Origin of the sequence: Streptomyces kronopolitis, from assembly GCF_050953795.1 — a bacterium.
GTDB lineage: Bacteria > Actinomycetota > Actinomycetes > Streptomycetales > Streptomycetaceae > Streptomyces > Streptomyces kronopolitis_A.
In genome coordinates, this window is sequence record NZ_CP191850.1 from 621,380 (window position 1) to 645,037 (window position 23,658).

Consider the following 23,658-nt stretch of genomic DNA (forward strand, 5'->3'; position numbering starts at 1 on the left):
CCGGATCGGATCGAGACCATGAAGGATGTCATCACCGCAGGGGTGGACGGCACGCCCGAATCCCTGTCGGCGGTCCTGTGGGCGGCGCGCGAGGCACAACTGCGGCAGGCGCGTCTGCGGCTGCTGCACGCCTGGGTGCTGCTGGCGCCCGAGACGAGGGCCCGCCCGCCGGCCGACCGCGACCAGAACTACTGGCCCCACCGGATGATGCACGACACCGCGGCGGAGGTGCGCTCCCGCTTCCCGGACCTCCCGGTGGAGATGGCGCTGGTGCCCAAGGACCCGCTGGACGCCCTCCGCGAGGCCGCGGAGGCCTCGGACCTGCTGGTCCTGGGCGCCCAGGATCTCGGCCCGGTGTCCCGCTACGCCCTCAGCGAGCTGGGGCTGAAGCTGGTGCCGTGCAGCGACGCGCCCACCGTGCTGGTGCACGCCCGGCACGAGGCCGCGGCGCCCGGGCGGGAGAGCGCCGTGCTGGTGGGGCTCAGCCTGCACGACCCGTGTGCCTCGCTGCTCGACTTCGCCTTCGCCACCGCCTCCCGGCGCGGGGCCACCCTGCGGGTGCTGCACGGCCGGCACCTGCCGTCGTACGCGTACAACCGCGGCGGAGGGGTGGAACCGTCCGCCGCGCGGGAAGCGGCGGCCGACGCGCACGAGGAGCTGTCCGCGGCGCTGGGCCCCTGGCGGGAGAAGTATCCGGACCTGCCGGTGGACGACCGGGTGGCGATGGAGAGCCCGGCGCCGGCGCTGGTACACCACTCCGCGGACGCGGAGCTGCTCATCGTCGGCCGCCGCCACCGGCACCGCTACCGGCTGCCCGGGCCGCGGATCGGCCGGGTCGTCCAGTCGGTGGTCCATCGCGCGCCGTGCCCGGTGGCCGTGGTGCCGCACGACATGACGCCGTCCAGGGGCTGAGACGGCCCGCGCCCGCCGCGGGCCGAGGCGCCGCGGAAGGCGGATGATGGCGGTGAGGGCGCCGACGCCCGAGACCGGCCGCCGGTGATTGCGGCCCCGGTCGCGCCCGTCCGCGGGCCCGGAAGGCGGTGCCCGGGAGGAAGCGGAGGCAATCCATGGGACACACAGTCGAGTGGCCCCTGCGGCTGTACCTCGTCGAGGAGGACGGCCGGACCACGGCGCGCGTGGCACTCCACACCGGAACGACCACGCTGACCGGCCAGGGCACGGCCCGGTGCAGCCCCGACGACCGTGACGTACCGGAGATCGGGGACGAGCTGGCGGCCGGGCGGGCGCTGCGGGACCTCGCCGGGCAGCTGCTGCGGGTGGCCGACAAGGACCTCCAGGGCGTCGGCGCCGCACCGCCGCGGCGCGAGCGGCGCGTCGCCTACGGCTGGACCGGCGCGATGGCGTGAGCCCGGTGCGGGCACCGGTCCTTCCGCGGCCGGCGGCCCGCCGCGGAAGGAGTCGGCCATGTCGGAGGCGACCAGCACCGACCTGTACGAAGTGACCATGGCCCTGTCGTACCTGCGCGAGGGCATGACACGGCCGGCGACCTTCAGCTGCTTCGTGCGGACGCTGCCACCGGAGCGGGGCTTTCTGATCGCCGCCGGTGCCGAGACGGTCCTCGACTTCCTGTCCGGATTCCACCTCGGACACGAGGAGATCGAGCTGTTCGCCGAGGCGCTGCGGCGCCCGGCGAGGGAGCTGGCGCCGCTGCTGGGCATGCGCTTCACCGGCGAGGTCCGCGCGGTGCCGGAGGGGCGGGTGGTGCTGGCGGGTGAGCCGCTGCTGGAGATCACCGCCCCGCTGCCGCAGGCACAGCTCGTGGAGACCTTCGTGCTCAACAGCCTCACCCATCAGACGACGATCGCGTCCAAGTGCGCACGCTGTGTGATCGCGGCGCAGGGCGGTGACCTCGTGGACTTCTCGCCGCGCCGCACCCACGGGACCGCGGCCGGCCGCCAGATGGCCCGGCTGAGCGCGATGACCGGCTTCGCCGGCACCAGCAACATCGCGGCGGTGCACGCCGAGGACCTGACGGGGGTGGCCACCATGGCGCACTCCTACGTCGAGGCGTTCGAGGACGAGGAAGCGGCCTTCACCGCCTTCGCGCTGTGCCACCCCGGCCCGGTGACCCTGCTCGTGGACACCTACGACACCGAGTCGGGGGTCGCGGCGGCGGCGCGGGTGCTCAACGCGCTGGGGCGCGGCGACGGATCGGCCATCCGCCTGGACAGCGGGGACCTCGCGGAACTCGCCCGCCGGGCCCGCGCGATCCTCGACAACGCGGGGCTCCCGCAGGTCCGCATCGTGGCCAGCGGCGGGCTGGACGAATACGCCGTGCACGACCTGAGACGTGCGGGGGCGCCGATCGACGTCTACGCGGTGGGCACCCGGGTCGGGGTGAGCGCGGACGCGCCCTCGCTGGAATCGGCGTACAAGCTGGTCGCCTACGACGGGCGCCCGGTGATGAAGCTGTCCACGGCGAAGACCAGCGCACCGGGCCGCAAGCAGGTCTTCCGCCGCCCCGGCTGCCACGATGTGATCGCCCTGGCCGACGAGCCGCTCCCGGCCGGCAGCGCACCACTCCTGCAGTCGCTGATGCGCGACGGGCGGCGCAGCACGGCACGCGGCCGGCTCGCCGACGCCCGGCGGCGCGCCGTGGCCGATGTCGCCGAGCTGCCCGCCACCGCCCGGTACATCCGGGGGCCGCACGCCGCGCGGGCGCAGCTGTCACGGCGCCTCGTCGCCCTGACCGAGCACGTCCGGCGGCGGATCGAGCGGGAGGTGCTGGCCCCGTTCGGCACGCGCGCCTGAGCCGCCGCTCTGCCGTAACGTCGTGTCATGGCGGACACACGCGGCAACGGTGCGGGGAAGCTGTCACGGTCGGTCTACGAGGCCGAGCTGCGCCGGCTGCAAACGGAACTGGTCAGGCTCCAGGAGTGGGTACGCGGCGAGGGCGCCCGGCTGGTGGTGGTCTTCGAGGGGCGGGATGCGGCCGGCAAGGGCAGCACGATCAAGCGGGTCACGGAGTACCTCAACCCCCGGGTCGCGCGGATCGTGGCGCTGCCGCGGCCCACCGAGCGGGAGCGCACCCAGTGGTACTTCCAGCGCTACGCGGAACACCTTCCGGCGGCGGGCGAGATGGTGCTGTTCGACCGCAGTTGGTACAACCGGGCCGGTGTCGAGCGGGTCATGGGGTTCTGCACACCCGCCGAGCACCAGCGGTTCCTGCGCCAGTGCCCGGTCTTCGAGCGGATGCTGGTGGAGGACGGGATCCTGCTGCGCAAGTACTGGTTCTCGGTGAGTGACGAGGTGCAGGAGCAGCGTTTCCGGCGGCGGCTGGAGGACCCGGCCCGGCGCTGGAAGCTCTCCCCCATGGATCTTGAGTCGCTGACCCGCTGGGAGGAGTACTCGCGGGCCAAGGACGAGATGTTCGTCCACACGGACCTCGCGGAGTCCCCCTGGTACGTCGTCGAGAGCGACGACAAGCGGCGGGCCCGGCTGAACATGATCGCCCACCTGCTGTCGACCGTGCCGTACCACGAGATCGCCCCGCCGGCGCTGGACATCCCGCCGCGGCCACCGGCCACCGGCTATCAGCGGCCGCCCCGGGACCTCCAGACGTACGTGCCCGATCACGCGGCCCGTCTGGACCCGTGAAGCGGGCGTGCAGCCTCCGCGTCACGGGTGCCGGGGGACGACCGCCACGGGGCAGTCGGCATGGCACAGCGCGTGGTGCGCGACCCGGCCGGGCTGGACCCCGAAGTGGCCGTGGCGGCGCTGCACCCCGACCACCAGCAGATCCGCGGCGGCGGCGCGGTGCACCAGCACCTTGTGGGCCGGTCCCTCGACGGTGGCGCGGCGCACCCGCACCGCCGGGTGCGCCGCGACCGCCTCCGCCAGCGCCTCGTCGAGCAGCTCCGCCGCCCGCGCCTCCTGGACGTGCGGGGGGCTCCCTGCGGCAAGCGGGGCGTCGTCCGTCCCGTGGACGGGGAGCGGCCAGGCGCAGACGGCCAGGAGGGTGCAGTTGCGGGCCTCGGCCTCGCGGAAGGCGAAGCGGACGGCCGTGGCGGCCGCGGCGGGGTCGTCGACCCCGAGGACGATGCGCCCGTGGGTGCCGGCCAGTCCGGCGGCGTCACCGCGCACCACGATCACCGGGCACTTGGCGCGGGCCGCGACCGTCAGGCCGACCGACCCGAGCAGCAGTCCGGTGAACTCCCCGTGCCCCCGTGAGCCCAGGACCAGCGCCGACGCATGGAGCGCCTCGTTGAGCAGGGTGGTGACCGGATCGCCGGGCAGTACCTCGGCGGTGATCGTGAGTTCCGGGTTCCGCCGGCGGGCGTGCTCGGCGGCGGAGGCCACCACGGCCTCCTCGAAGACCTGCTCGCCGGGGCGCTCGGGGTCCTGGGCGGGCGCGGCGCCCTCGTAGTGCTCCCAGCTGGAGGCGTGCACCAGGCGCAGCGGGAGGCCGTGGCGGGCCGCCTCGTCCACCGCCCAGTCCAGTGACCGGAAGGCGGAGTCGGATCCGTCGAGCCCCACGACCAGCGGATGCCCCATGGCCGCCACTTCCTTCCCGGCACCGGCGCGGACCCGGTGCCTACTGCCACCGTCGCACCGTGCTCCGCGGTGTGCAGGGTCCGGGGCGGCGGCGCCCGGTGCGCCGCGTCCCGCAAGCCCCCGCCGGGGGCCGTTCGGCCCCTGCTGCCGGCGGGGCCCGGCATGGCACGGTCGGGACAGACGCAGGGGGTGCGTGATGACTCTCAGCGCATTGCTCCGGCCGTGGCGGCGCGGTCCGCTGCGGAGGCGCTCGGATGTGGCGGAGGCCTGGCTGGCGCTGGTCACCGGCGTGCTGATCGTGGTGGGCGCACCGGCCGCCGGGCTGGCGGCCGGCCACGCGGTCGACGCCGGCGCGGACCTGCGCCAGCAGGGCGGGCACGCCGTCACCGCGGTGCTGACCGAGGACCCGCCGGCCCGCATCGGGGCGGACCTCACCGGCGGTCTCGGCACCCGCACCCACGCCACGGTGCGCTGGACGGCCGCCGACGGCGGGGCCCGGACGGGCCGGACGGCGGTGGCGCCGGACCTGCGGGCCGGCGACCGGACGACCGCCCGGCTCGACCGGCACGGGGCGCTGATCCGCGACCCCGTCACCCCGGGCCGGGCCTCCGGCGAGAGCATCGCGATCGGCACGGTGACCGGGACCTCGGCCGGTCTGCTGCTCCTGGGCGCCGAGCGGGCCGGCCACGCCCTGCTGAACCGCCGGCGCTACGCCCAGTGGGAGCGGGAGTGGGCGGCCGAGGACCCCCGGTGGGGGCAGCCGGCGGCCTGACGCAGGGCGGCGGCGCCGCCGGGACGGGTGCGGGGCGGGCTGCGGCGCGCCCCGGGCCGGGAGCCGTGGTGCCATGGAAGGGACACTGCGACGAACGGAACCGTCACCATGACCGGTGCGCCGTCCCTGGCAGCGCCGCTGCGCTCGCTGCGGGCCGTGGTCTTCGACACCGACGGGGTCATCACCGACTCCGCCGCGGTGCACGCCGCGGCCTGGAAGGAAGCCTTCGACGCGTGTCTGTCGGCCGCGGGCGGGCAGCGCCCCTTCGACCCGGTGGACGACTACCTGCGCCACGTCGACGGCCGTGCGCGGGAGGACGGCGCGGCGGAGTTCCTGCGGGCGCGGGGGCTGGAGCTGCCCCTCGGGGACGTGGACGACGCCCCGGGCACGGCCACCGTCCGGGCCGTGGCGGCCCGCAAGGACGAGCTGTTCACCGCGCGGCTGCACGCCCGCCCCGTCGCCACCTGGCCCGGCACGGTGCGCCTGCTGCACGCGCTGCGGGACCTGGGGGTGCCGTGCGCCGCGGTCTCCGCGTCCCGCCATGCCACCGAGCTGCTCACCGCGGCCGATGTGCTCCCGCTCTTCCGCATCGTGGTGGACGGCAACGAGGCGCACCGGCTGGGGCTGCCGGGCAAACCCGACCCGGCGCTCTTCGTGGAGGCGGCCCGCCGGCTCGGCGTCCCGGCCCACGACACCGCCGTGGTGGAGGACGCCCTGGCCGGCGTCGAGGCCGGCCGCCGCGGCGGGTTCGGGCTGGTGGTGGGCGTGGACCGGACCGCCGGACCGCACAGTGCCGCCGCGCTGCGCCGGCGCGGCGCCGATGTGGTGGTGTCCGACCCCGGCGAGCTGCTGCTGCCCGGGGAGGGCGGGTGAGGCGCGCCTGGATCTGGTCGTACGAGGGGTACGACGCGGGCACCGAGCGGCTGCGGGAATCGCTGTGCACGCTCGGCAACGGCTACTTCGCCACCCGCGGTGCGGCGTCCGAGGTGCTCGGCGGCCCGGCGCACTACCCGGGCACCTACGCCGCCGGCTGCTACAACCGCCTCACCTCCACCGTCGACGGCCACACCGTCGAGAACGAGGACATGGTCAATCTGCCCAACTGGCTCCCGCTGCGCTACCGGATCTGTCCCGCCGGCTCGGCCCCCGGCCCCTGGCTCTCCCCCGACCACCCCTTTCTGACCGAGCACCGGCAGACCCTGGACCTGCGGCACGGCACCCTGACCCGCTGGTCGGCCTACGAGGACGAGGCCGGGCGGCGGCTGTGCGTGGAGCAGTGCCGCCTGGTGCACATGGGAGATCCCCATCTGGCCGCGCTGCGCACGTGTTTCACCGCGGACGGCTGGTCGGGGGCGGTGGAGGTGGAGTCGGGGATCGACGGCGCGGTCCGCAACGCCGGGATCGCGCGCTACCGCGACCTGGCCGACCAGCACCTGACGGGCTGGGAGACCGGTGACGAGCGGCCGGACACGGTGTGGCTGAGCTGCCGGACCCTCGACTCGGACATCCGGATCGCGCTGGCCGCCCGGACCCGTGCCTCGGCCGGCCGCGACGGGATGCCCCGGCCGCGGCTCTCCGCCCTGCGGGCCTTCCACTCGCTGGTGTTGCCGGTCGTCGCCGGCACCCCCGCGGTCGTGGAGAAGACGGTGACGCTGTACACCTCCCGCGACCCGGCGATAGACAGCCCGCTGCACGCGGCGGTGGACGCGGTGGCCCTGGCCCCGCACTTCCGTGCGCTGCGGGCCTCGCACCGCCGGGCCTGGGACACCCTGTGGCGCCAGGCCCGGCTGGAGGTCCCCGGGGAGGCCGGGGCCATCCTGCGGCTGCACCTCTTCCATCTGCTGCAGACGCTCTCCCCGCACACCGCGGAGCTGGACGTCGGGGTGCCGGCCCGGGGTCTGCACGGGGAGGCCTACCGCGGGCACGTCTTCTGGGACGAGCTGTTCGTGCTGCCGTTCTTGAACCTGCATCTGCCGCAGGTCTCCCGTGCCCTGCTCGACTACCGCTACCGCCGGCTGCCCGCCGCCTGCCACGCGGCGCGGGAGGCCGGCCGCGGCGGGGCGATGTACCCGTGGCAGAGCGCCGGCGACGGCCGGGAGGAGACCCAGCAGTTCCACCTCAACCCGCGTTCGGGGCACTGGCTGGCCGACCGCTCCCGGCTCCAGCACCACGTCGGCTCGGCGATCGCGTACAACGTGTGGCAGTACGGACAGGCCAGCGGCGACACGGAGTTCCTGCACACCCGGGGCGCGGAGATGCTGGTGCAGATCGCCCGCTTCTGGGCGTCGGCCGCGGAGTGGGACGCCGTTCTCGGCCGGTACCGGATCCGCGGGGTCGTCGGCCCCGACGAGTACCACGACGCCTACCCGGGAGCCGACGCGGCGGGGGTGGACGACAACGCCTACACCAATGTCACCGCGGCCTGGGTGCTGTCGCGCGCCCGCGAGCTGTGCCGCACGCTTCCCGAGGCCACCCAGCGGCAGCTCTCCGAGCGGCTCCAGCTCGCCCCGGAGGAGCCCGAGCGCTGGGACGACCTCGCGCACCGGCTCCATGTGCCCTACCACCGCGGCGTGATCAGCCAGTTCGCCGGGTACGAGGAGCTCGCCGAGCTGGACTGGGCGGGCTACCGGCGGCGCTACGGCGACATCCGCCGGCTGGACCGGATCCTGGAGGCGGAGGGCGACACGGTCAACCGCTATCAGGCCTCCAAACAGGCCGATGTGCTGATGCTGGGCTATCTGTTCTCGCCGGCGGAACTCGCCGAGCTGTTCCGGACGTTGGACTGTCCGCTCGACGACGACATCTGGCACGCCACCGTCGACCACTATCTGCACCGCACCAGCCACGGCTCCACGCTCAGCGCCCTGGTCCACGCCTGGGTCCTGGCCCGGGTCCACCGTCCGGACGCCTGGGCGTACTGCGAGGAGGCGCTGACCGGGGACGTGGCGGACGTCCAGGGCGGCACCACCGCGGAGGGCATCCACCTCGGGGCGATGGCCGGCACCCTGGATTTCGTCCAGCGCGGCATGACCGGCCTGGAGACCCGCGACCAGGCCCTGTGGCTCGACCCGGCGCCGCTGCGCGAGCTGTCGAAGTTCGGGGTGCGCATCCGCTACCGCCGCCACTGGGACATCGATCTGCGCATCCGTGCCGAGCAGGTGCGGATCGCGGTCCCGGCCTCGGAGTGCGCGCCGGTGCGGGTGCGGCTGCGCGACCGCGCCTTCGCCCTGGCCCCCGGCACCTCCCGCCGGCTGGACCTGCCCGAGGACCCCTGACGCGGGGAGCCGGGCGGGCCGCCGGCGGGCGGCGCGCGCAGGGCACGGCTCGTACGGCGGACGAGCCGTGCCACCGCCGGGACGGGAGCGTCGTCAGCGTCGCAGCGGCCCCTCGCAGCTGTAGTCGGCGCTGCCGGCCCGGCCCGAGGACCAGATGTCGGTGGGTCCGAAGTCGCAGTTCATGTCGGCGAAGTTGTTCCCGGCGGGCTTGGTGCGTTCGAGGATGAAGTAGTCGACGGTGCCGGCCATGTCCTTGAAGACCTGGTCGGGGCTGCCGGAGTTGACGAGGTTGGCGGTGATCCGGCCGGTGCACAGGAAGCGGCCCGTGCCGGGGTCGCCCTCGTCCTTGCAGGTGGGCGTGTTGGCGGTGGCGGCGGCGAAGGCGCCGCGGACCTCGTCGGGGGTGGCGAACTTCAGCGCGGCGTTCGGGGTGAACGTGGTGTCGGGCACGTAGAGGTCGTCGAGGTGGGCGATCTGGGTGTCGAGGAAGGCGTTGTACTCCTGCTGCAGCCCGGCGTCGGCGCCCATGCGGTTGCGCCAGGCGTCGAACGCGGCCGGGTCGTCGTCCCGCAGGTGCCGGTACATCTCCTGGAGCAGCGCCGGGTGCGCGCGCCACAGGAACTCGAAGAACGTCCCGGCGTAGGAGTAGAAGCGGAAGCCGTCCTTGTCGTAGGTCGCGTGCAGCATCTGGTCGACGGTCATGCGCGGGGTGCCGCCGGAGGTGTCCGCGATGATGTCGCGGACGAGGGACTTGCGTACGGCGATGCCCTGGTCGCGGGTCGAGCCGTCGAAGAACTCGGCGCTGCCCTCGTCCATGGCGGTGGTGCGGTCGCCCTCGTACCAGGGGCCCTCGCCGAACGAACCGGGCACCGCGAAGCGGCCGTTGAGGTAGTGGACGTACTCGTGCCGGAAGAGCTCCTCGAGGGTGAGGGTGGAGTCCTGGGGGACGCGGCGCTGGTAGGTGTAGAACGTCGCGCCCTGTTCTATGTAGACGCCGCCGTTGTTGGTGCCCATGCCGGTGAGCAGCGGGTGGTAGACCTCGTAGTCGTGGCGTGAGGCGTAGAGCACGATGGTGAGCGTGGTGTTGGGGTCGCCGGCCAGCGGCGTCTCGGTGCCGAGCACCCGGTGGAACTGCGCCTTGACCTGCTTGGACGCATAGTAGAGCTGGTCGACGACGGAGCGGTCGAGGGCGGTGCGGACCTTGATGCCGCCGTTGTCGTAGGTGTACGTCTGCGGGAAGATCCGCTTTTCGATGTCGTCCTTGCACACGTGGTACTGCCGGCAGGCGTTGAAGTAGGTCAGCCAGCTCGCGACCTTGGCCCAGGGTTCGCTGCCGTCGCCGAAGTTCCGCACGGTGGTGCCGAGGAGGGTGCCGAGGTCTGCGATGACGGCCCGCTTGAGGGAGGCGATCTCTCCGAAGCGGCCGTACTCCCCCAGCGCGTCGCGGACGACCCAGGCGTTGGGTGTGTCCTTGAGGTGGGTGTACTGGGCGAAGGCCTTGAAGGCGGCCCGGTATCCGGGGTCGGTGGCGGCCGCGTACTGGAACGCGGTGTCCTTGTTGCCGGGGTAGACCCCCAGGTAGTTCACGGAGAGCGCGGCGAGCGCGGCGTTGCCCCAGGACGGGTCCTTCTGGGTGGCGGTGTGCGCCGGGTCCATGGTGGCCAGGACCCGCTGGATCAGGTCGAGTTGGTGCTGCCGGAGCCCCGGGGCGCTGGCGGCGTACAGCGCCTCGCGCAGGGTGTCGGCGTTGGTGCGGGTGACGTCGAAGGTGCGGGCCGCGCCGCCGAAGGCGTCGACCGCGCGCCGTACGGCGTCGACGGTGGGGGCGTCGGTGGTGTCGATCTCGTCGTGCGAGAAGTCCTGGTAGGCCACCGCGTGCAGATACGTGAACATCTCGTACAGGTGGCTGGTGTTCTTGCCGTCGTGGGCGGCGGCCAGACCACTGATACGGCGGGCCACGGCCTGGACGTGGGCGTCGGACATGACGGGGGCGAGCCGGGGGTCCCAGGTCCACAGGAGGCCGCGCAGGCAGTCGTCGGCGGTGACGGCCGGGTCGGCGAGAAAGTCCGCGAACTGCTCGGGGCCGAGGCCGGTGATGCCGTCGAGGGTGCAGGGCGCGACCGTGGATCTCTCCCGGTGCGGCGCGGTGGGCGGCGCGGTCTGCGGGCCCGGGATGCCGCCCTTGCCGGTCAGGGAACGGGGCGCCGGGACGGGCGCGGCGATGAACTCGGGTGTTTTGGCCAGGCGTTGGACCTGGTCGAAGGGGTTGGCGGAGGCGGGTGGCCGGGGTGCGGCCGGCTGCGCCCGGTGCGGCCGTGCGGGGGCGACGGACGGGTGGGGTGCGGCGGCCCGGGCCGGCTGGACGGTGGGCAGGGCGAGGGTCGCCGCGAGGCACGCGGCCAGCAGGATGCTGCGCGGCAGACGCGAAGGGGGCACCTGAACCTCCGGAAGGGGGTGGGGGGTTGGGTGGCAGTCGAGGCCATGGCCTTCACTCCACAAGGTGTGACCCATAACATAGTAATGTGAAATTGCACTGACAAGGCTTCAGGAACTTTCTTTCCCGGAGGTGTCCACATGACCTTGGAACGCACCCCGCTCCACACCGGGAGCCACGACTTGCCGGTGTCGAGCGCCCTCGCCGACTTCATGACCGGCGGATGGGCCGCCACCCCGCCGCCGGACGACATCCGCGTCCCCGGGTTCGCGCGGTTCGCCGGCCGCCGGGCCCGCCTCGCCGCGCGCTTCCCGGGCGAGCGACTGCTCGTGCCCGCCGGGGAATTACGGGTCCGCTCCCACGACTGCGACCACCGCTTCCGGCCGCACAGCGCGTACGCCTGGCTGACCGGACTGACCGGCGAGGACCAGCCGGGCCATGTCCTGGTACTGGAACCGGACGGCGAGCCGGTGCTGTATCTGCGGCCACGGCCCCCGCGGGACACCGGCGGCGCGTTCTACCGGGACCGCAAGTACGGCGAGTTCTGGGTGGGCCGCCGCCCCGATCCGGCCGAGGCCGAACGGCACACCGGCCTGCGCTGCGCACCGCTGGACGACCTGGACGACCCGGCCCGCCACCGCCCCGGCCGGAACGCCGCACACGACGCCGAACTCGCCACCGTGCTCAGCGAGTTGCGGCTGGAGAAAGATCCCTGGGAGGTGGCGCAGCTCCAGACGGCCGTCGACCACACCGTCACCGGCTTCGAGGACGTCGTACGGTCCCTGCCCGCGGCCCTGCGCCACCCGCGCGGCGAACGCTGGATCGAGGGCGTCTTCCAGCTGCGCGCCCGGGCCGAGGGCAACGGCACCGGCTACGAGACCATCGCCGCCGCCGGTGCCCACGCCTGTGTGCTGCACTGGATCCGCAACGACGGACCGCTCGACCCGCAGCAATTACTGCTGCTCGACGCGGGGGTGGAGACCGACGCGCTGTACACCGCCGACCTCACCCGCACCCTGCCGCTCTCCGGGCGCTTCTCCCCCGTGCAGCGCCGGGTGTACGAGCTGGTACTCGCCGCCCAGGACGCCGGGATCGCCGCCCTCGAACCGGGCGCCTGCTTCCGCGACTTCCACCGGGCCTGCTCGACCGTCCTGGCCGAGGGGCTGGCCGACTGGGGGGTGCTGCCCGTCCCGGCGGCCCGGGCGCTCGCCGCCGACAGCGGGCTGTACCGGCGCTACACCCTGTGCAGTTCCGGCCATATGCTCGGACTCGATGTCCACGACTGCGGCCGGGCCCGCGCCGCGCAGTATCTCGACGGCGTCCTGACGGAAGGTCAGGTCCTCACGGTGGAACCGGGGCTCTACCTCCAGCCCGACGACGAGACCCTGCCGGCGGAGCTGCGCGGCATCGGGGTCCGCATCGAGGACGATCTGGTGATCACGGCGGACGGTGCCCGGCTGATGTCGGGCGCGCTGCCGCGGACCGCCGACGGGGTGGAGGAGTGGATGGACGGGCTGCTGCACGGGAGCGGCTGACCCGGCAGCGCGCCCGCAGCGGGTCAGCCCTGGCGGACGCGCCGCTCGCCCTGGGGGCGCGGCAGCAGCGGTTCCTCGCGTGCCCGGGCCCACAGGGAGCGGACATGGCCGAGGTGGCGGGCCATGCAGGCCTCGGCCGCCTCGGCATCGCCGGTCAGCATCACGTCGAGGAGTTCGAGATGCTCCTCGGCGGAGGGCAGCAGCTGATCGCGTTCGTCGAGGCGGGTGAGGCCGTAGAGGCGGGAGCGTTTGCGCAGATCGCCGACCGTCTCGACGAGGCGCTCGTTGCCGCTGAGGCCGAGCAGCGCGAGATGGAAGCGGCGGTCGGCCTCCAGATAGCCGATGAGGTCGTGCGCGCGGGCGGCGGCGACGATCTCCAGGGCGGCCGGGCGGAGGGCTTCGAGCTGGTGCCGGGCGGCGGTGCGGGTGACCTGGCCGATGACCGGGACCTCGATCAGCGCACGGATCTCGGTGTACTGATCGAGGTCGCGCTCGCTCACCTCGGTGATCCGGAAGCCCTTGTTCCGCACCGGTTCGACCAGGCCCTCGCGGGCCAGATCGAGCATCGCCTCGCGCACCGGGGTGGCGGAGACCCCGAAGTCCGCGGCGAGGCCCGGGGCCGAGTAGACCGATCCCGGGCGGAGTTCGCCCGCTATCAGGGCCGCGCGCAGCTGATGGGCGACCTGATCGCGGAGCCGCTCCTGCGCGGTGATCAGGCTGCGGTGCTTGAGTTCACCCATCGTGGTCCTCCGAGTTGCTGCGGAGTGCCAGCGTACAATGTCACGTTGCGCGAACCGGCTGGTGGCGGCGGCCGGTCCGCCGCCCCGGCCGGGCGCTCCTCAGAGCAGGAACCCCGCGGGGAACGGGTCGGACGGATCGAGGAAGTACTGCGCGGTGCCGGTCACCCAGGCCCGTCCGGTGACGGTGGGAACGACGGCCGGCCGCCCGCCGACCGTGGTCCGCGCCACCAGCCGCCCGGTGAACTCCGTCCCGATGAACGACTCGTTGACGAAGTCCTGCCCCAGGAACAGCTCACCACGGGCGTGCAGCTGCGCCATCCGCGCGGAGGTGCCGGTGCCGCAGGGCGACCGGTCGAACCAGCCGGGATGGATGGCCATCGCGTGCCGGGAGCGGGTGGCGCTGGATCCCGGTGCGGCGAAGTAGACGTGCTTGAGGCCGCCGATGCGCTCGTCCTCGGGATGCACCGGCCGGTCGGTGGAGTTCACGGCGTCCATGAGCGCGAGCCCGGCGGCCAGGATGTCGTTCTTGCGGTCCCGGTCGAAGGGCAGTCCGACGCTGTCCAGCGGCAGGATGGCGTAGAAGTTGCCGCCGTAGGCGAGGTCATAGCCGATCGTGCCGTAGCCGGGGACGGTGACCTTGCGGTCGAGCCCGGCGCAGAAGGCCGGCACGTTGGTGAGCGTGACGGCCGTCGCCGCGCCGTCCGTGACCCGCACCTCGGCCGTGACCGGCCCGGCCGGGGTGTCGAGGCGCACGGTGGTCACCGGCTCGCGCACCTCCACCATGCCGGTCTCGACGAGGACGGTGGCCACCCCGATCGTGCCGTGCCCGCACATCGGCAGCGCGCCGGAGACCTCGATGAACAGCACGCCCCAGTCGGCGTCGGGGCGGGTCGGCGGCTGGAGTATCGCCCCGCTCATCGCGGCGTGGCCGCGCGGCTCGTACATCAGCAGCGTCCGGATGTCGTCGCGGTGCTCGACCAGGTGCGCCCGGCGCTCGGCCATGGTGGCGCCGGGGAGGGTGCCGACGCCACCGGTGATGACGCGGGTGGGCATGCCCTCGGTGTGGGAGTCGACGGCGTGGAAGACATGGCGGGTGCGCATGGGGGTCCTCTCAGTGGTGGCCGTCGGCGAGGAGCTTCTCGGTCGCGGCGCGCAACCCGTCCGCCTGCCCGGACGGGAGCGGGAAGCGGGGCGGGCGGGTCGGGCCGCCGTGGTGGCCGGCGAGGTCCATCGCGAGCTTGATCGCCTGCACGAATTCGGGCTTGGAGTCCCAGCGCAGCAGCGGGTGCAGGGCGCGGTAGAGCGGCAGCGCGGTGTCCAGGTCCCCGCCGACGGCGGCCCGGTAGAGGGCGCCGCAGGCCTCCGGCAGCGCGTTGGGACAGCCCGCGACCCAGCCGACGGCACCGGCCAGGGCCAGTTCGAGCAGGACATCGTCCGCCCCGATCAACAGGTCCAGCTCCGGGGCGACCTCGGCGATCTCGTACGCCCTGCGCACATCACCGCTGAATTCCTTGACGGCGACGATGCTGCCGTCGGCGTGCAGTTCGGCCAGGAGGCGCGGGGTGAGGTCGACCTTGGTGTCGAAGGGGTTGTTGTAGGCGACGACGGGCAGGCCGACCGCGGCCACCTCGGCGAAGTGGGCGCGGACGGCGGCGTCGTCGGCGCGGTAGGCGTTGGGCGGCAGCAGCAGGACGGAGCCGGCGCCCGCCTCGGCGGCCTGCTCGGCCCAGCGGCACGCGGCGGCGCTGTCGTACGCGGAGACGCCCGGCATCACCCGCTCCCCCGCGCCACCGGCGGCCGCCACCGCGGTCCGTACGACACGGGCGCGCTCGTCGTCGGTCAGCGTCTGGTACTCGCCGAGGGAGCCGTTGGGGACGACGCCGTCACAGCCGGCCGCGAGCAGCCGGGCGACCTGGGCGGCGTAGGCGTCGTGATCGACGGAGAGCTCATCGCGGGAGGGGTGGACGAGGCGGAAGGGGAGGGTGGTGGCGACCATGATGCCGTGCCAGGGACGGGTACGGATGACCATGTGCAGTCTCCTTCTATGAGGTGTGACATTTTACTGAGCTGTAGCGGGTTGCCAAGGCCACCGGCCTCACCTACCGCTCTTCGCGGCCGAGTTCGCCCAGCGTGATCGGGCAGGCCAGCAGTCGTCGGCCGGGTTCGGGCGCGTGCTCCCCCGCGAGGTGCGCCACGGCGGGGCCGCACATCCGGCCCTGGCACCAGCCCATGCCGGCGCGGGTGAGCAGTTTGACGGTGCGGGTGTCGCGGGCGCCGAGTGAGCCGACGGCCTCCCGGATGCGTCCGGCCGTGACCTCCTCGCAGCGGCAGATCTCGGTGTCGGCGCCCAGCCAGTCGGACCAGCCGGACCGCGGCGCATGGGCGGCGGCCATGACCCCGGCGAACCGCCGCAGCCGTTCCCGGCGCCGCCGCAGCGCCCCGCCGACGGCCCGCCCCGCGATGTCGTACGCCGCCGACTCGCCCTCGACCAGGGCGAGTTCGGCGCCTCCCACGCCGCCGGTCTCGCCGGCGGCCCAGACCCCCTCGACCGTGGTCCGCTGCCGGTCGTCGAGCACCAGGGCGGCGGTGCCGTCGGGGGTGCGGCGGGTCGCACAGCCCAGCGCGGTCGCCAGATCCAGCTGCGGGACGAGTCCGTGCCCGACGGCGAGCGCGTCGCACGGGATGCGCAGCCCGGTCCCGGCGACCGGCCGCCAGTCCCGGTCGAGACGGGTCAGCGTGACCGCCTCGACCCGGTCGGTGCCGTGCACGGCGGTGACCGCGCTGCGGGTGCGCAGGCGGACGCCGTACCGGCGCAGGGTGGCGGCGTGCCCGATGCCTTCCACGAGCTTGCGCGGGTTGGCGGCCAGGGTGCGCGGCGCCCGGGCGTACCCGGCGTAGCCGCCCGCCTCGGCGACCACCGGCACCGTGGCCCCGGCCGCGGCCAGCGACCCGGCGACGGCGAGCAGCAGCGGGCCGCTGCCCGCGACCACGACCCGCCGCCCCGGCACCACCAGCCCCGCCTTCAGCATGGCCTGCGCCCCGCCCGCGCCCACGACGCCGGGCACGGTCCAGCCGGGGAAGGGCAGTTGCCGCTCGTGCGCGCCGGTGGCCAGCAGCACCGTGCGCGCGGCCACCTCGGCCCGCGCCCCGGCCCCGTCGGGCCCGGTCACCGCGTGCACGGCCCAGTGCGCCGCCTCGCGGGTGACGGCCCAGACGTGGTGCTCGGTGACGTACCGGATCCGGCCGGCCGCCCGGTGCGCGGCCAGCCGTCCGGCGCGCCGGGCGAACGCGCCCCAGGAGTGGTGCAGGGCCTGCGGGCGGGCCGCGCCCAGCCCGGCGGCCGGCTGCCGGTAGAACTGTCCGCCCGGCCGGGTGGCGGCATCGACCAGCGCCACGGTCAGCCCGAGGTCGGCGGCGGTGACGGCGGCGGCGAGCCCGGCCGGCCCCGCGCCGATGACCGCGAGATCGTGGATGTCAGACGGTGAGATCGGCACGCCCGTGTCCCTCCTGGGTGGTGATCGCGTCCCCCGGCCGGGCCGGCACGAGGCAAGCCCGTTGATTGGGGGTGCCGTTGACGGTGGCCAGGCAGTCGAAGCAGGAGCCGATCCCGCAGAACGCGCCCCGCGCCCGCCCGCCCCGGCGGGTGGTCCGCCAGGAGAGCACCCCCGCCGCCCAGAGCGCGGCCGCGATGCTGTGCCCGGGCAGCGCCGGCAGCGCCCGCCCGTCGAGGGTGATCTCGAACTCCGGTCCCGGCGCGGCCCGTACGAGGTCGGCGGGGGTGGGGCGGGGGCGTCGGATGCGGGGGCGGGGTCGGTTCATGCCGGGCTCCGGTGGACGGGGGTGGCGGCGGTGGGGTGAGGATGCGGCAGCGTCAGGGCCGCGCACGGCGCGGCTCCGCTCATCGCGGCTCCGGCCCTTCGGTGAAGCGGTCCGGCCGGAACGGTGTCGCGTCCAGCGGCCCGGCGGTGTCCGTCAGCGCGGCGGCGATCAGCCGGCCCGTGGCCGGGGCGAGGCCGATGCCCGCGCCCTCGTGGCCACAGGCGTGCAGCAGACCCGGGGCGCGCGGGTCGGGGCCGATCGCCGGGAGGTGGTCGGGAAGGTAGGGGCGGAAGCCCTGGTACGTACGGATCACCCGGACGTCCGCCAGGACGGGGAAGAGGGCCGCGGCCTGGGCGGCGAGCCGGCGCAGGACGCCGGCCGGGAGGGTGCGGTCGAAGCCGACGCGTTCGCGGCTGGCGCCGATGAGCACCGGACCGGCCGGGGTGCCCTCCACAACGGCGGAAGTCTGCAGCGCGGCCGAGCCGCTGGCGACGTCGGCGACATAGTCCGCGGCGTACACCTTGCGGCGCACGACACGCGGCAACACCTCGGTGACCAGCACAAATCCGCGGCGCGGCAGGACGGGGACGGTCACCCCCGCGAGCGTGGCCAGCCGGCCGGCCCAGGTGCCGGTGGCGTTGACGACGGCAGGGGCCAGGAGGTCGCCGCGCGGGGTACGGACACCGCGGACCGCTCCCCCGGGCCCGCGCAGCACAGCCGTGACCTCGGCCCCCAGGTGCAGTCGCGCGCCGGAGGCACGCAGCAGGTGGGCCGCCGCCAGCGCGGGCTGGACCTGCGCGTCCTGCGGGTAGAGCACGCCGCCGGCGAGACCGGGGGCCAGATGGGGTTCGAGGTCCCGCAGCCGCTCGCCCGGGACGTCCGCGCTCTCCACCCCCGCCGCGCCCTGCACCGCGCGCAACGCCCGCAGGGACGTCAGAGCGGGTTCGCCGGCGGCGACGACCAGTCCACCCTTCGTCTCGTACTCGATCTCCGGGGGGAGTTCGTCGGCCAGTTCGCGCCACAGGCGGGTGGAGAGCAACGCGAGTGCGAGTTCCGGGCCCGGCTCCTTGTCGGAGACCAGCAGGTTCCCCTCGCCGGCGCCGGTGGTGCCGCCCGCGACGGCTCCGCGGTCGACCACGGCGACGGAGAGACCGGCACGGCCGGCGTAGTACGCACAGGCGGCGCCGACCACACCGGCGCCGACGATCACCACGTCCGGAGCGTCCTGAAGGCGTCTGTGTCTCGTGGGCACGTCAGTAATATGTCACACAACACAGTCTGAGAAAAGGGTACTTCGCGCACTTCGACCCCTGAACCGCCCCTGAGTCGGCTCCGGCGAACGGAGACCCGATGTGGTTTCCCGCACGGCGGGCACCCGCTCACCACCTCCCCACACTCCGCGATTTGCCGGATCTTGAGGATGAATGAGGCGACTTGCCCACCCCTCGACCGGCACCGGTGACGACACTGTGACGGTGGATGCCCTGATCCAACATCAGGGATATGACTAAGCTTTGCCGCATCAGTTCCTGCTCTTGACGCTCTTTCAGCAGCGGAGGACCACGGACGACCGGGGGACGACGCATCGTGCACGTCCGACCCGGGTCGGACGTGCGCCCCCGGCCGTAAGACCGCCGCTGCCGACTCCGCTCCGCCTCCCGGCGTTCGACCGCCGCCGCTCCACCCATCACCGCTTCGTCCACCGCCGCTTCGTCCACGGGTCGCGACTCCGGTACCGCCCTTCCGTTCCTCGTTCTTCACGCCATCGCTTCACTGTTTTCGGGGGATTGCCGCCATGTCGCTCATGCTGCCGAACTGGCTCGAGTGGGTCCTTGAAATGCTCGGCTACGACTGGCCGACCGGTGACGAGGACAAGATGATCGAATCCGCCGATTTCTGGCGGGAGTTCGCACACACCGTGGAGCAGCTGCAGTCCGAGGGCGTCACCGCCGCCGGCAATGTGCTGTCCGCCAACTCCGGTGACAGCATCGATGGCTTCAGCACGACCTGGGGGAAGTTCTCCGGCAACGGTTCCGGCCATCTCGACGACGCCCGTTCCGCCGCGGAGGTCATCGCCTTCGCCCTGGAGGCCGGTTCCGGGGTCATCATCGGGATGAAGGTCGCGGTGATCGCCCAACTCGCGATCCTCGCCGCGGAGATCATCGCCGCACAGGCCGCGGCCCCCTTCACCTTCGGATTGTCCGAGGTCGCCGCGGCGGGCGCCACCCAAGCCACCCGGCTGATCGTCCGCCGCATCCTGAAGGAAGCCGGCGAGGCCCTGGTAGAGGCCATCGTCGAGACGGTGAAGGAGCCCGCCGTGTCCGCGCTGGAGGCCATGGCCTCCGACGCCATCGCGCAGGGCGTGAACATGAACTTCGGGGCCCAGAACGGCTTCGACGTGGGACGCAGCGCGCATGCCGGCGCCGAAGCCGGCGCGGACGCGCTGAAGAACTCCGGCCAGACCTTCGCCGAGTCCCTCCGCGACGGCGCCGGGTCCCGGGCGGGCCACCACGTCAACAACGGTCTCGATCACGCCGCCGGACGCGGCGGGAGCGACCACGGCGGCGAGGGCAGCGGGGGCAGCGACGGGGGTTCCCACGAGTCGAGTGAGTCGAGTGGGTCCGGCGAGTCGAGTGGGTCGGGCGGCTCGGGTGAGTCCGGGGGCTCCGGTGAGTCCAGGGGCTCCGGTGAGTCCGGCGGCTCTGGTACTTCCGGGGGTGGGGGCCACTCCGGGAACGACGGTACCTCCGGGGGCGGGAGCCGTTCCGGGAGTGGGGCCGACGGTGGTGGGTCCGGTACCGATGGTGGTTCCGGTACCACGTCCGGGGGTGGGTCCGGGTCCAGCACGGGGTCCGGGTCCGGGTCCGGATCTGGTGACTCCAGCGGTGGTGGACACGGTTCGGGGGACGGCAGCGGTAGCGGCGGAAGCGCCACTTCCGGCGGTTCGTCGCACGTGCCCCGCCCGCTGAGCGACTCCGGCGCGCACACCGGCTCCGGAAACGACACCTCCCCCACACCCGACAACTCCACCGGCCGCCCGGACGGCAGCCACCACGCTCCCTCCGCGCAGCCGCTGCCGCCCCCGGATCAGCGTTCGCCGTTCGACCCCGGCTACCAGGGCGGCCATGACAACCCGTACGGGTCGGCCACGGACTCCGGTACCACCCCCGACACGGCCGGCACCCATGACTCGGGGGCCGCCTCCCACTCGGGCCCCGCCCCGGACTCCGGTGGCCCCGGCCCGGACCATCCCCGCCCGGACACGGACTCGGCGAGCACCCGGCCCACCCCTGACCACACCCCGGACTCCGCACGCCCGGACACCGGCCCGGTCGGCACCCATCCCAAGCCGGACCACACGCCCGACTCCGCACGCCCCGACCCGGTCGGCACCCACCCGACGGCTGACAACACCCCGGACTCCACTCGCCCCGACACGGAGCCCGTCAGCACACACCCCACTCCGGGCACGCCCCCGCCCGACACCGCATCGGCACCCGACCCGGCTCCCGCGCACGACTCCGGGCCGACTCACGACTCCGGCCCGGCCCACGACTCCGGAACAGCTCATGGATCCGGTCCAGTTCGCGATTCCGGGCCCGCTCATGATCCTGGGTCGGCGCACAACTCTGGTCCGGCCCACGACGCCGGCACCGCTCACACGCCTGGCCCCGCCCATGACCCCGGCTCGGCTCACGACTCCGGGCCCGCTCACAACCCCGGCCCCGCCCATGCCCCCGGCCCGGGCCACAACCCAGGCCCCTCTCACGACTCCGGGCCCGCCCACGGTCCCGGCCCGGCCCACCACTCCGGCCCCGCCGAGAGCCCCACCCCGGCCCACAACCCCGCCCCGGCCGCCGACCATTCCTCCAACGAACACCCCACCTCCGGGACCTCCGACGGGAATTCACACCGCGAAACCGGTCAGCAGCCGGAGCCGTCGCAGTCGTCGCCCTCTCCCGGCCCCGTCGCCGGTAATCCGCCCACGAACACCGACGCCTCCCCGCACGGCGACGGCGCGCACGGCGGCTCGCAGGGTGGGGACGGCTCCGGTGCGCACAACGGGGACAACTCGGGTGCCGGCACCGGCGGGCGTCCCGCGACGCCGCACGTGAGCGTGCCCTCCCAGGGTGCCCCGGTGCAGCATTCGCCGTCCTCCGGCCCGTCCGGCCAGCACCGCGACCCCTCCCCCGGCGACCCCACGCCACACCGCGGTGACGACGACACCACCGTCACCACCCAGTCCGCCGACACCATGACCGCGCCCCCGCCCACCCAGCACGCGGCGGACCCCGGCACCACGCACAACCCCACTGCCACGCCCGGCTCCACGCAGTCGCCGCAGCACACCCCGCCAGGCACCGGCCCGGTCATGGGGGCTCCGACCGTGCCCACCCAGGGCGGTGGCCACTCCGCCGCCGGTGCCCCACCCCGTGGCGGAACACCCCAGAGCCCCGGTTCGGGCCCCGGCTCCTCCAGCCCGCGCCCCGACGGCTCGCGGCCCGCCCCGCACATCCCGCCGCAGCGCACCCAGGACCGCCCCGCCTACACCCCACGCCCCGACACCTCCCGGAACGGGCGTCCCGACCCGCGCCTGCCACGCCCCGACGCCGACCGCCCGGGCTCCGGCCAGTCACCCAACGACCGTCCGCACAACGGGACTCCGGCCCACGACGGTCCGGTCAGCGACCGCCCGGACCACGGCCGCCCGGACAACACCCCTCCCGTCGGAAGCCGCCCGGACGGCACCCCGCCGGCCGACAGCCCTCCGGTCAACGACCGTCCGGGCAACGACCGTCCGGGCACTGACCACCCCGGCAACGACCACCCCCAGGGATCCCACGACCCGACGGATCAGCACCCCGACGGGAAGCCGGACCCCACGCCGGACCCCACGCCCGCCGCCGAGACCCGCAACCGCGAGCGCCCGGGTGGGCTCGAAGGGCCCACCGACGAGCACCAGCAGCACGTCGAGAACTCCATCCCCCGGGACGAGACCGGCGCCCCGCAGCGTCACCCCGACCCCGCCGACGGCAACTGGCTCAGCTCCCTCAACCACCCCGGCCCCGACGCCCCGGGCCGCAACAACAACTGCGTCGACTCCGCGCTGGCCGCCGCCGACACCTACTCCGGCAACCCCACCGCCGCCGCCCACCGCACCCCCGACCACAACCCCGACGGCACCCCCTCCGACCGCGGCGAGACCAACGGCCGCGACCGCATCGAGAACACCCTCGGCGGCCGCTTCCACGACTACGGCAACGGCAACGACGCCTTCCACCGCCTGGAAAACGACCTCCACCACTCCGGCCACGGCTCCCAGGCCGTCATCATCACCCAGGACTCCCACGGCCGCGCCCACGCCTGGAACGCCGTCAACCACCACGGCAAGATCACCTACGTCGACGCCCAAACCGGACAGCACAGCGACAAGCCCCTCCACAACGGCGACAACGGCGTCCACGCCATCCCCCTCGCCCCCGACCGACGACCCACCCAGGACGGATCGCAGCACGGCGACTCCCACCACGACGACGGCTCCGGTCACGACCGGGACGGCCAGGGGGAGCGCCGGCCGGCCGCGGAACCCGCCGGCTCGGACGGCAAGAAGCGCGAGCGTTCTCCCGGGGACATGGAGATCGACGGCGGAGACACCACCAAACGGCCGCGGCGGGACGAGGCGGACGATTCCGTCCAGTCCGATGAGGCATCCGACGAGTCGTCCGATGACGAGATGTCCGATGTCGAGATGTCCGATGCCGACCACGACGAGCACGACCCGGACGGCGAACGCCGACCGCCCACCGACCCCGACGCCGACCACGACGGCGACAGCAGCGGTCACGACAGCGACGACAGCGACAGCGACAGCGACGAATACGACGGCCGGCTTCGCGACGAGCCGGACACCACCCCGTTCAGCGCGACCCGGGGACAGGAACTGGTCGACTCCCAACAGGAGGACTGGGACGACAGCGATCTGGGACGCATGGTCGAGCGCGCACGGCTGGACCACGACTACTTCCATCAGTACGCGGTGCCCGGCTCCGCCGCCGACCAGCACTCGGGACAGAACAACTTCGGCCTCGCGCCGTCCGCCAACTACGCGGCATTCCGCTACGTCGTGGAGCCCGGCTCCACCGAATATGTGATGCTGGCGCGCAGCTTCGGGACCAGCGGCAACGTCACCAAGGTCGACGACCAGCCGTGGACGGGAAAGTCGAAGCACTCCGAGCGCGCCGCGATCGAGTACCTCCAGCACATGCAGTCCACGCTCCCCGACGGTCAGCGCATCCGGGTCACCGAGGTCTACACGGAACGCGCCCCCTGTGCGCAGAAGGGCTGTGCCTCCCTGATGTACCGCGTCCTCGGCAAGGTGCCGACGACGCACACGCTGCCGCACCCCGACGACGGCACGGGTGCGCGGGAGATGCGCACGCACCTCAACGACCTCAAGAGGCGGCGGCAGGAGATCCTGGACGACGACGACCGCCACCACGCCGCGGGCCGGGCTCCGGCCAACGCCCCTGACAGCCCCGCGCCGTCGGACGACGAGTAAGGTTGCGGA

General features: G+C 74.0%; 17 protein-coding genes. 9 read left to right on the forward strand and 8 right to left on the reverse strand.

From position 1 onward, the window contains the following. Positions 1 to 18: 18 nt before the first annotated feature. The 4 genes from ACQP17_RS02325 (at position 19) to ppk2 (ending at position 3,618) form a co-directional block, all read left to right on the forward strand. Entirely contained in the window at positions 19 to 912 is an 894-nt protein-coding gene (locus ACQP17_RS02325; RefSeq protein ID WP_433854691.1) for a universal stress protein, read from the forward strand. A 155-nt stretch (positions 913 to 1,067) separates the two neighbouring features. Then, positions 1,068 to 1,367, forward strand: a complete 300-nt coding sequence (locus ACQP17_RS02330) for a dsRBD fold-containing protein (protein WP_433854692.1) — start codon at positions 1,068 to 1,070, stop codon at positions 1,365 to 1,367. Between the two features lie 58 nt (positions 1,368 to 1,425). Next, entirely contained in the window at positions 1,426 to 2,772 is a 1,347-nt protein-coding gene (locus tag ACQP17_RS02335) for a nicotinate phosphoribosyltransferase (RefSeq protein WP_433854693.1), read from the forward strand. 27 nt (positions 2,773 to 2,799) lie between these two features. Continuing rightward, positions 2,800 to 3,618, forward strand: a complete 819-nt coding sequence (ppk2, locus tag ACQP17_RS02340; RefSeq protein ID WP_433854694.1) for a polyphosphate kinase 2 — start codon at positions 2,800 to 2,802, stop codon at positions 3,616 to 3,618. 21 nt (positions 3,619 to 3,639) lie between these two features. Here the strand turns inward: ppk2 and ACQP17_RS02345 are convergent, their stop codons facing one another. Then, positions 3,640 to 4,515: a universal stress protein gene (locus ACQP17_RS02345; RefSeq protein ID WP_433854695.1), complete on the reverse strand. Its 876-nt coding sequence runs from the start codon at positions 4,513 to 4,515 to the stop codon at positions 3,640 to 3,642. A gap of 196 nt (positions 4,516 to 4,711) precedes the next feature. On the opposite strand from ACQP17_RS02345, the gene ACQP17_RS02350 reads away from it, so the two are divergent. The 3 genes from ACQP17_RS02350 (at position 4,712) to ACQP17_RS02360 (ending at position 8,562) form a co-directional block, all read left to right on the forward strand. Further along, the gene (locus tag ACQP17_RS02350) at positions 4,712 to 5,287 is read left to right on the forward strand and encodes an Rv1733c family protein (RefSeq protein ID WP_433854696.1); all 576 of its coding nucleotides are present in this window, start codon (positions 4,712 to 4,714) and stop codon (positions 5,285 to 5,287) included. 108 nt (positions 5,288 to 5,395) lie between these two features. Next, complete coding sequence (locus tag ACQP17_RS02355; RefSeq protein WP_433854697.1) at positions 5,396 to 6,160, forward strand: HAD family hydrolase; 765 nt, start codon at positions 5,396 to 5,398, stop codon at positions 6,158 to 6,160. After that, positions 6,157 to 8,562 carry a glycoside hydrolase family 65 protein gene (locus ACQP17_RS02360; RefSeq protein ID WP_433854698.1) on the forward strand — a complete coding sequence of 802 codons (2,406 nt, stop codon included), beginning with the start codon at positions 6,157 to 6,159 and terminating at the stop codon, positions 8,560 to 8,562. The genes ACQP17_RS02355 and ACQP17_RS02360 overlap by 4 nt, the downstream gene beginning before the upstream one ends. Positions 8,563 to 8,655: 93 nt before the next feature. Here ACQP17_RS02360 and ACQP17_RS02365 read toward each other — a convergent pair whose 3' ends face one another. Beyond that, positions 8,656 to 10,998: a collagenase gene (locus ACQP17_RS02365; RefSeq protein WP_433854699.1), complete on the reverse strand. Its 2,343-nt coding sequence runs from the start codon at positions 10,996 to 10,998 to the stop codon at positions 8,656 to 8,658. Positions 10,999 to 11,136: 138 nt separating this feature from the next. On the opposite strand from ACQP17_RS02365, the gene ACQP17_RS02370 reads away from it, so the two are divergent. After that, positions 11,137 to 12,531, forward strand: coding sequence for an aminopeptidase P family protein (locus ACQP17_RS02370; protein WP_433854700.1), 1,395 nt, complete (start codon positions 11,137 to 11,139; stop codon positions 12,529 to 12,531). Between the two features lie 23 nt (positions 12,532 to 12,554). On the opposite strand, the gene ACQP17_RS02375 is transcribed toward ACQP17_RS02370, so the two are convergent. The 6 genes from ACQP17_RS02375 to ACQP17_RS02400 form a co-directional block, all read right to left on the reverse strand. Beyond that, positions 12,555 to 13,271: a GntR family transcriptional regulator gene (locus ACQP17_RS02375; RefSeq protein WP_433854701.1), complete on the reverse strand. Its 717-nt coding sequence runs from the start codon at positions 13,269 to 13,271 to the stop codon at positions 12,555 to 12,557. Between the two features lie 99 nt (positions 13,272 to 13,370). Next, positions 13,371 to 14,372 (reverse strand): proline racemase family protein, encoded by a 1,002-nt coding sequence (locus ACQP17_RS02380; RefSeq protein ID WP_433854702.1) that lies wholly within the window; start codon positions 14,370 to 14,372, stop codon positions 13,371 to 13,373. Between the two features lie 10 nt (positions 14,373 to 14,382). Continuing rightward, entirely contained in the window at positions 14,383 to 15,300 is a 918-nt protein-coding gene (locus tag ACQP17_RS02385) for a dihydrodipicolinate synthase family protein (RefSeq protein WP_433854703.1), read from the reverse strand. A 70-nt stretch (positions 15,301 to 15,370) separates the two neighbouring features. Next, complete coding sequence (locus ACQP17_RS02390; RefSeq protein WP_433854704.1) at positions 15,371 to 16,765, reverse strand: NAD(P)/FAD-dependent oxidoreductase; 1,395 nt, start codon at positions 16,763 to 16,765, stop codon at positions 15,371 to 15,373. Further along, the gene (locus ACQP17_RS02395; protein WP_433854705.1) at positions 16,746 to 17,090 is read right to left on the reverse strand and encodes a (2Fe-2S)-binding protein; all 345 of its coding nucleotides are present in this window, start codon (positions 17,088 to 17,090) and stop codon (positions 16,746 to 16,748) included. Before ACQP17_RS02395 ends, ACQP17_RS02390 begins: the two co-directional genes overlap by 20 nt. 79 nt (positions 17,091 to 17,169) lie before the next feature. Then, a complete protein-coding gene (locus ACQP17_RS02400) occupies positions 17,170 to 18,342 on the reverse strand; it encodes an NAD(P)/FAD-dependent oxidoreductase (RefSeq protein ID WP_433854706.1) in 1,173 nt (390 codons plus the stop codon). A 543-nt stretch (positions 18,343 to 18,885) separates the two neighbouring features. Here ACQP17_RS02400 and ACQP17_RS02405 point away from each other — a divergent pair. Further along, positions 18,886 to 23,649, forward strand: coding sequence for a toxin glutamine deamidase domain-containing protein (locus ACQP17_RS02405; RefSeq protein ID WP_433854707.1), 4,764 nt, complete (start codon positions 18,886 to 18,888; stop codon positions 23,647 to 23,649). The last annotated feature ends 9 nt before the right edge of the window (positions 23,650 to 23,658 follow it).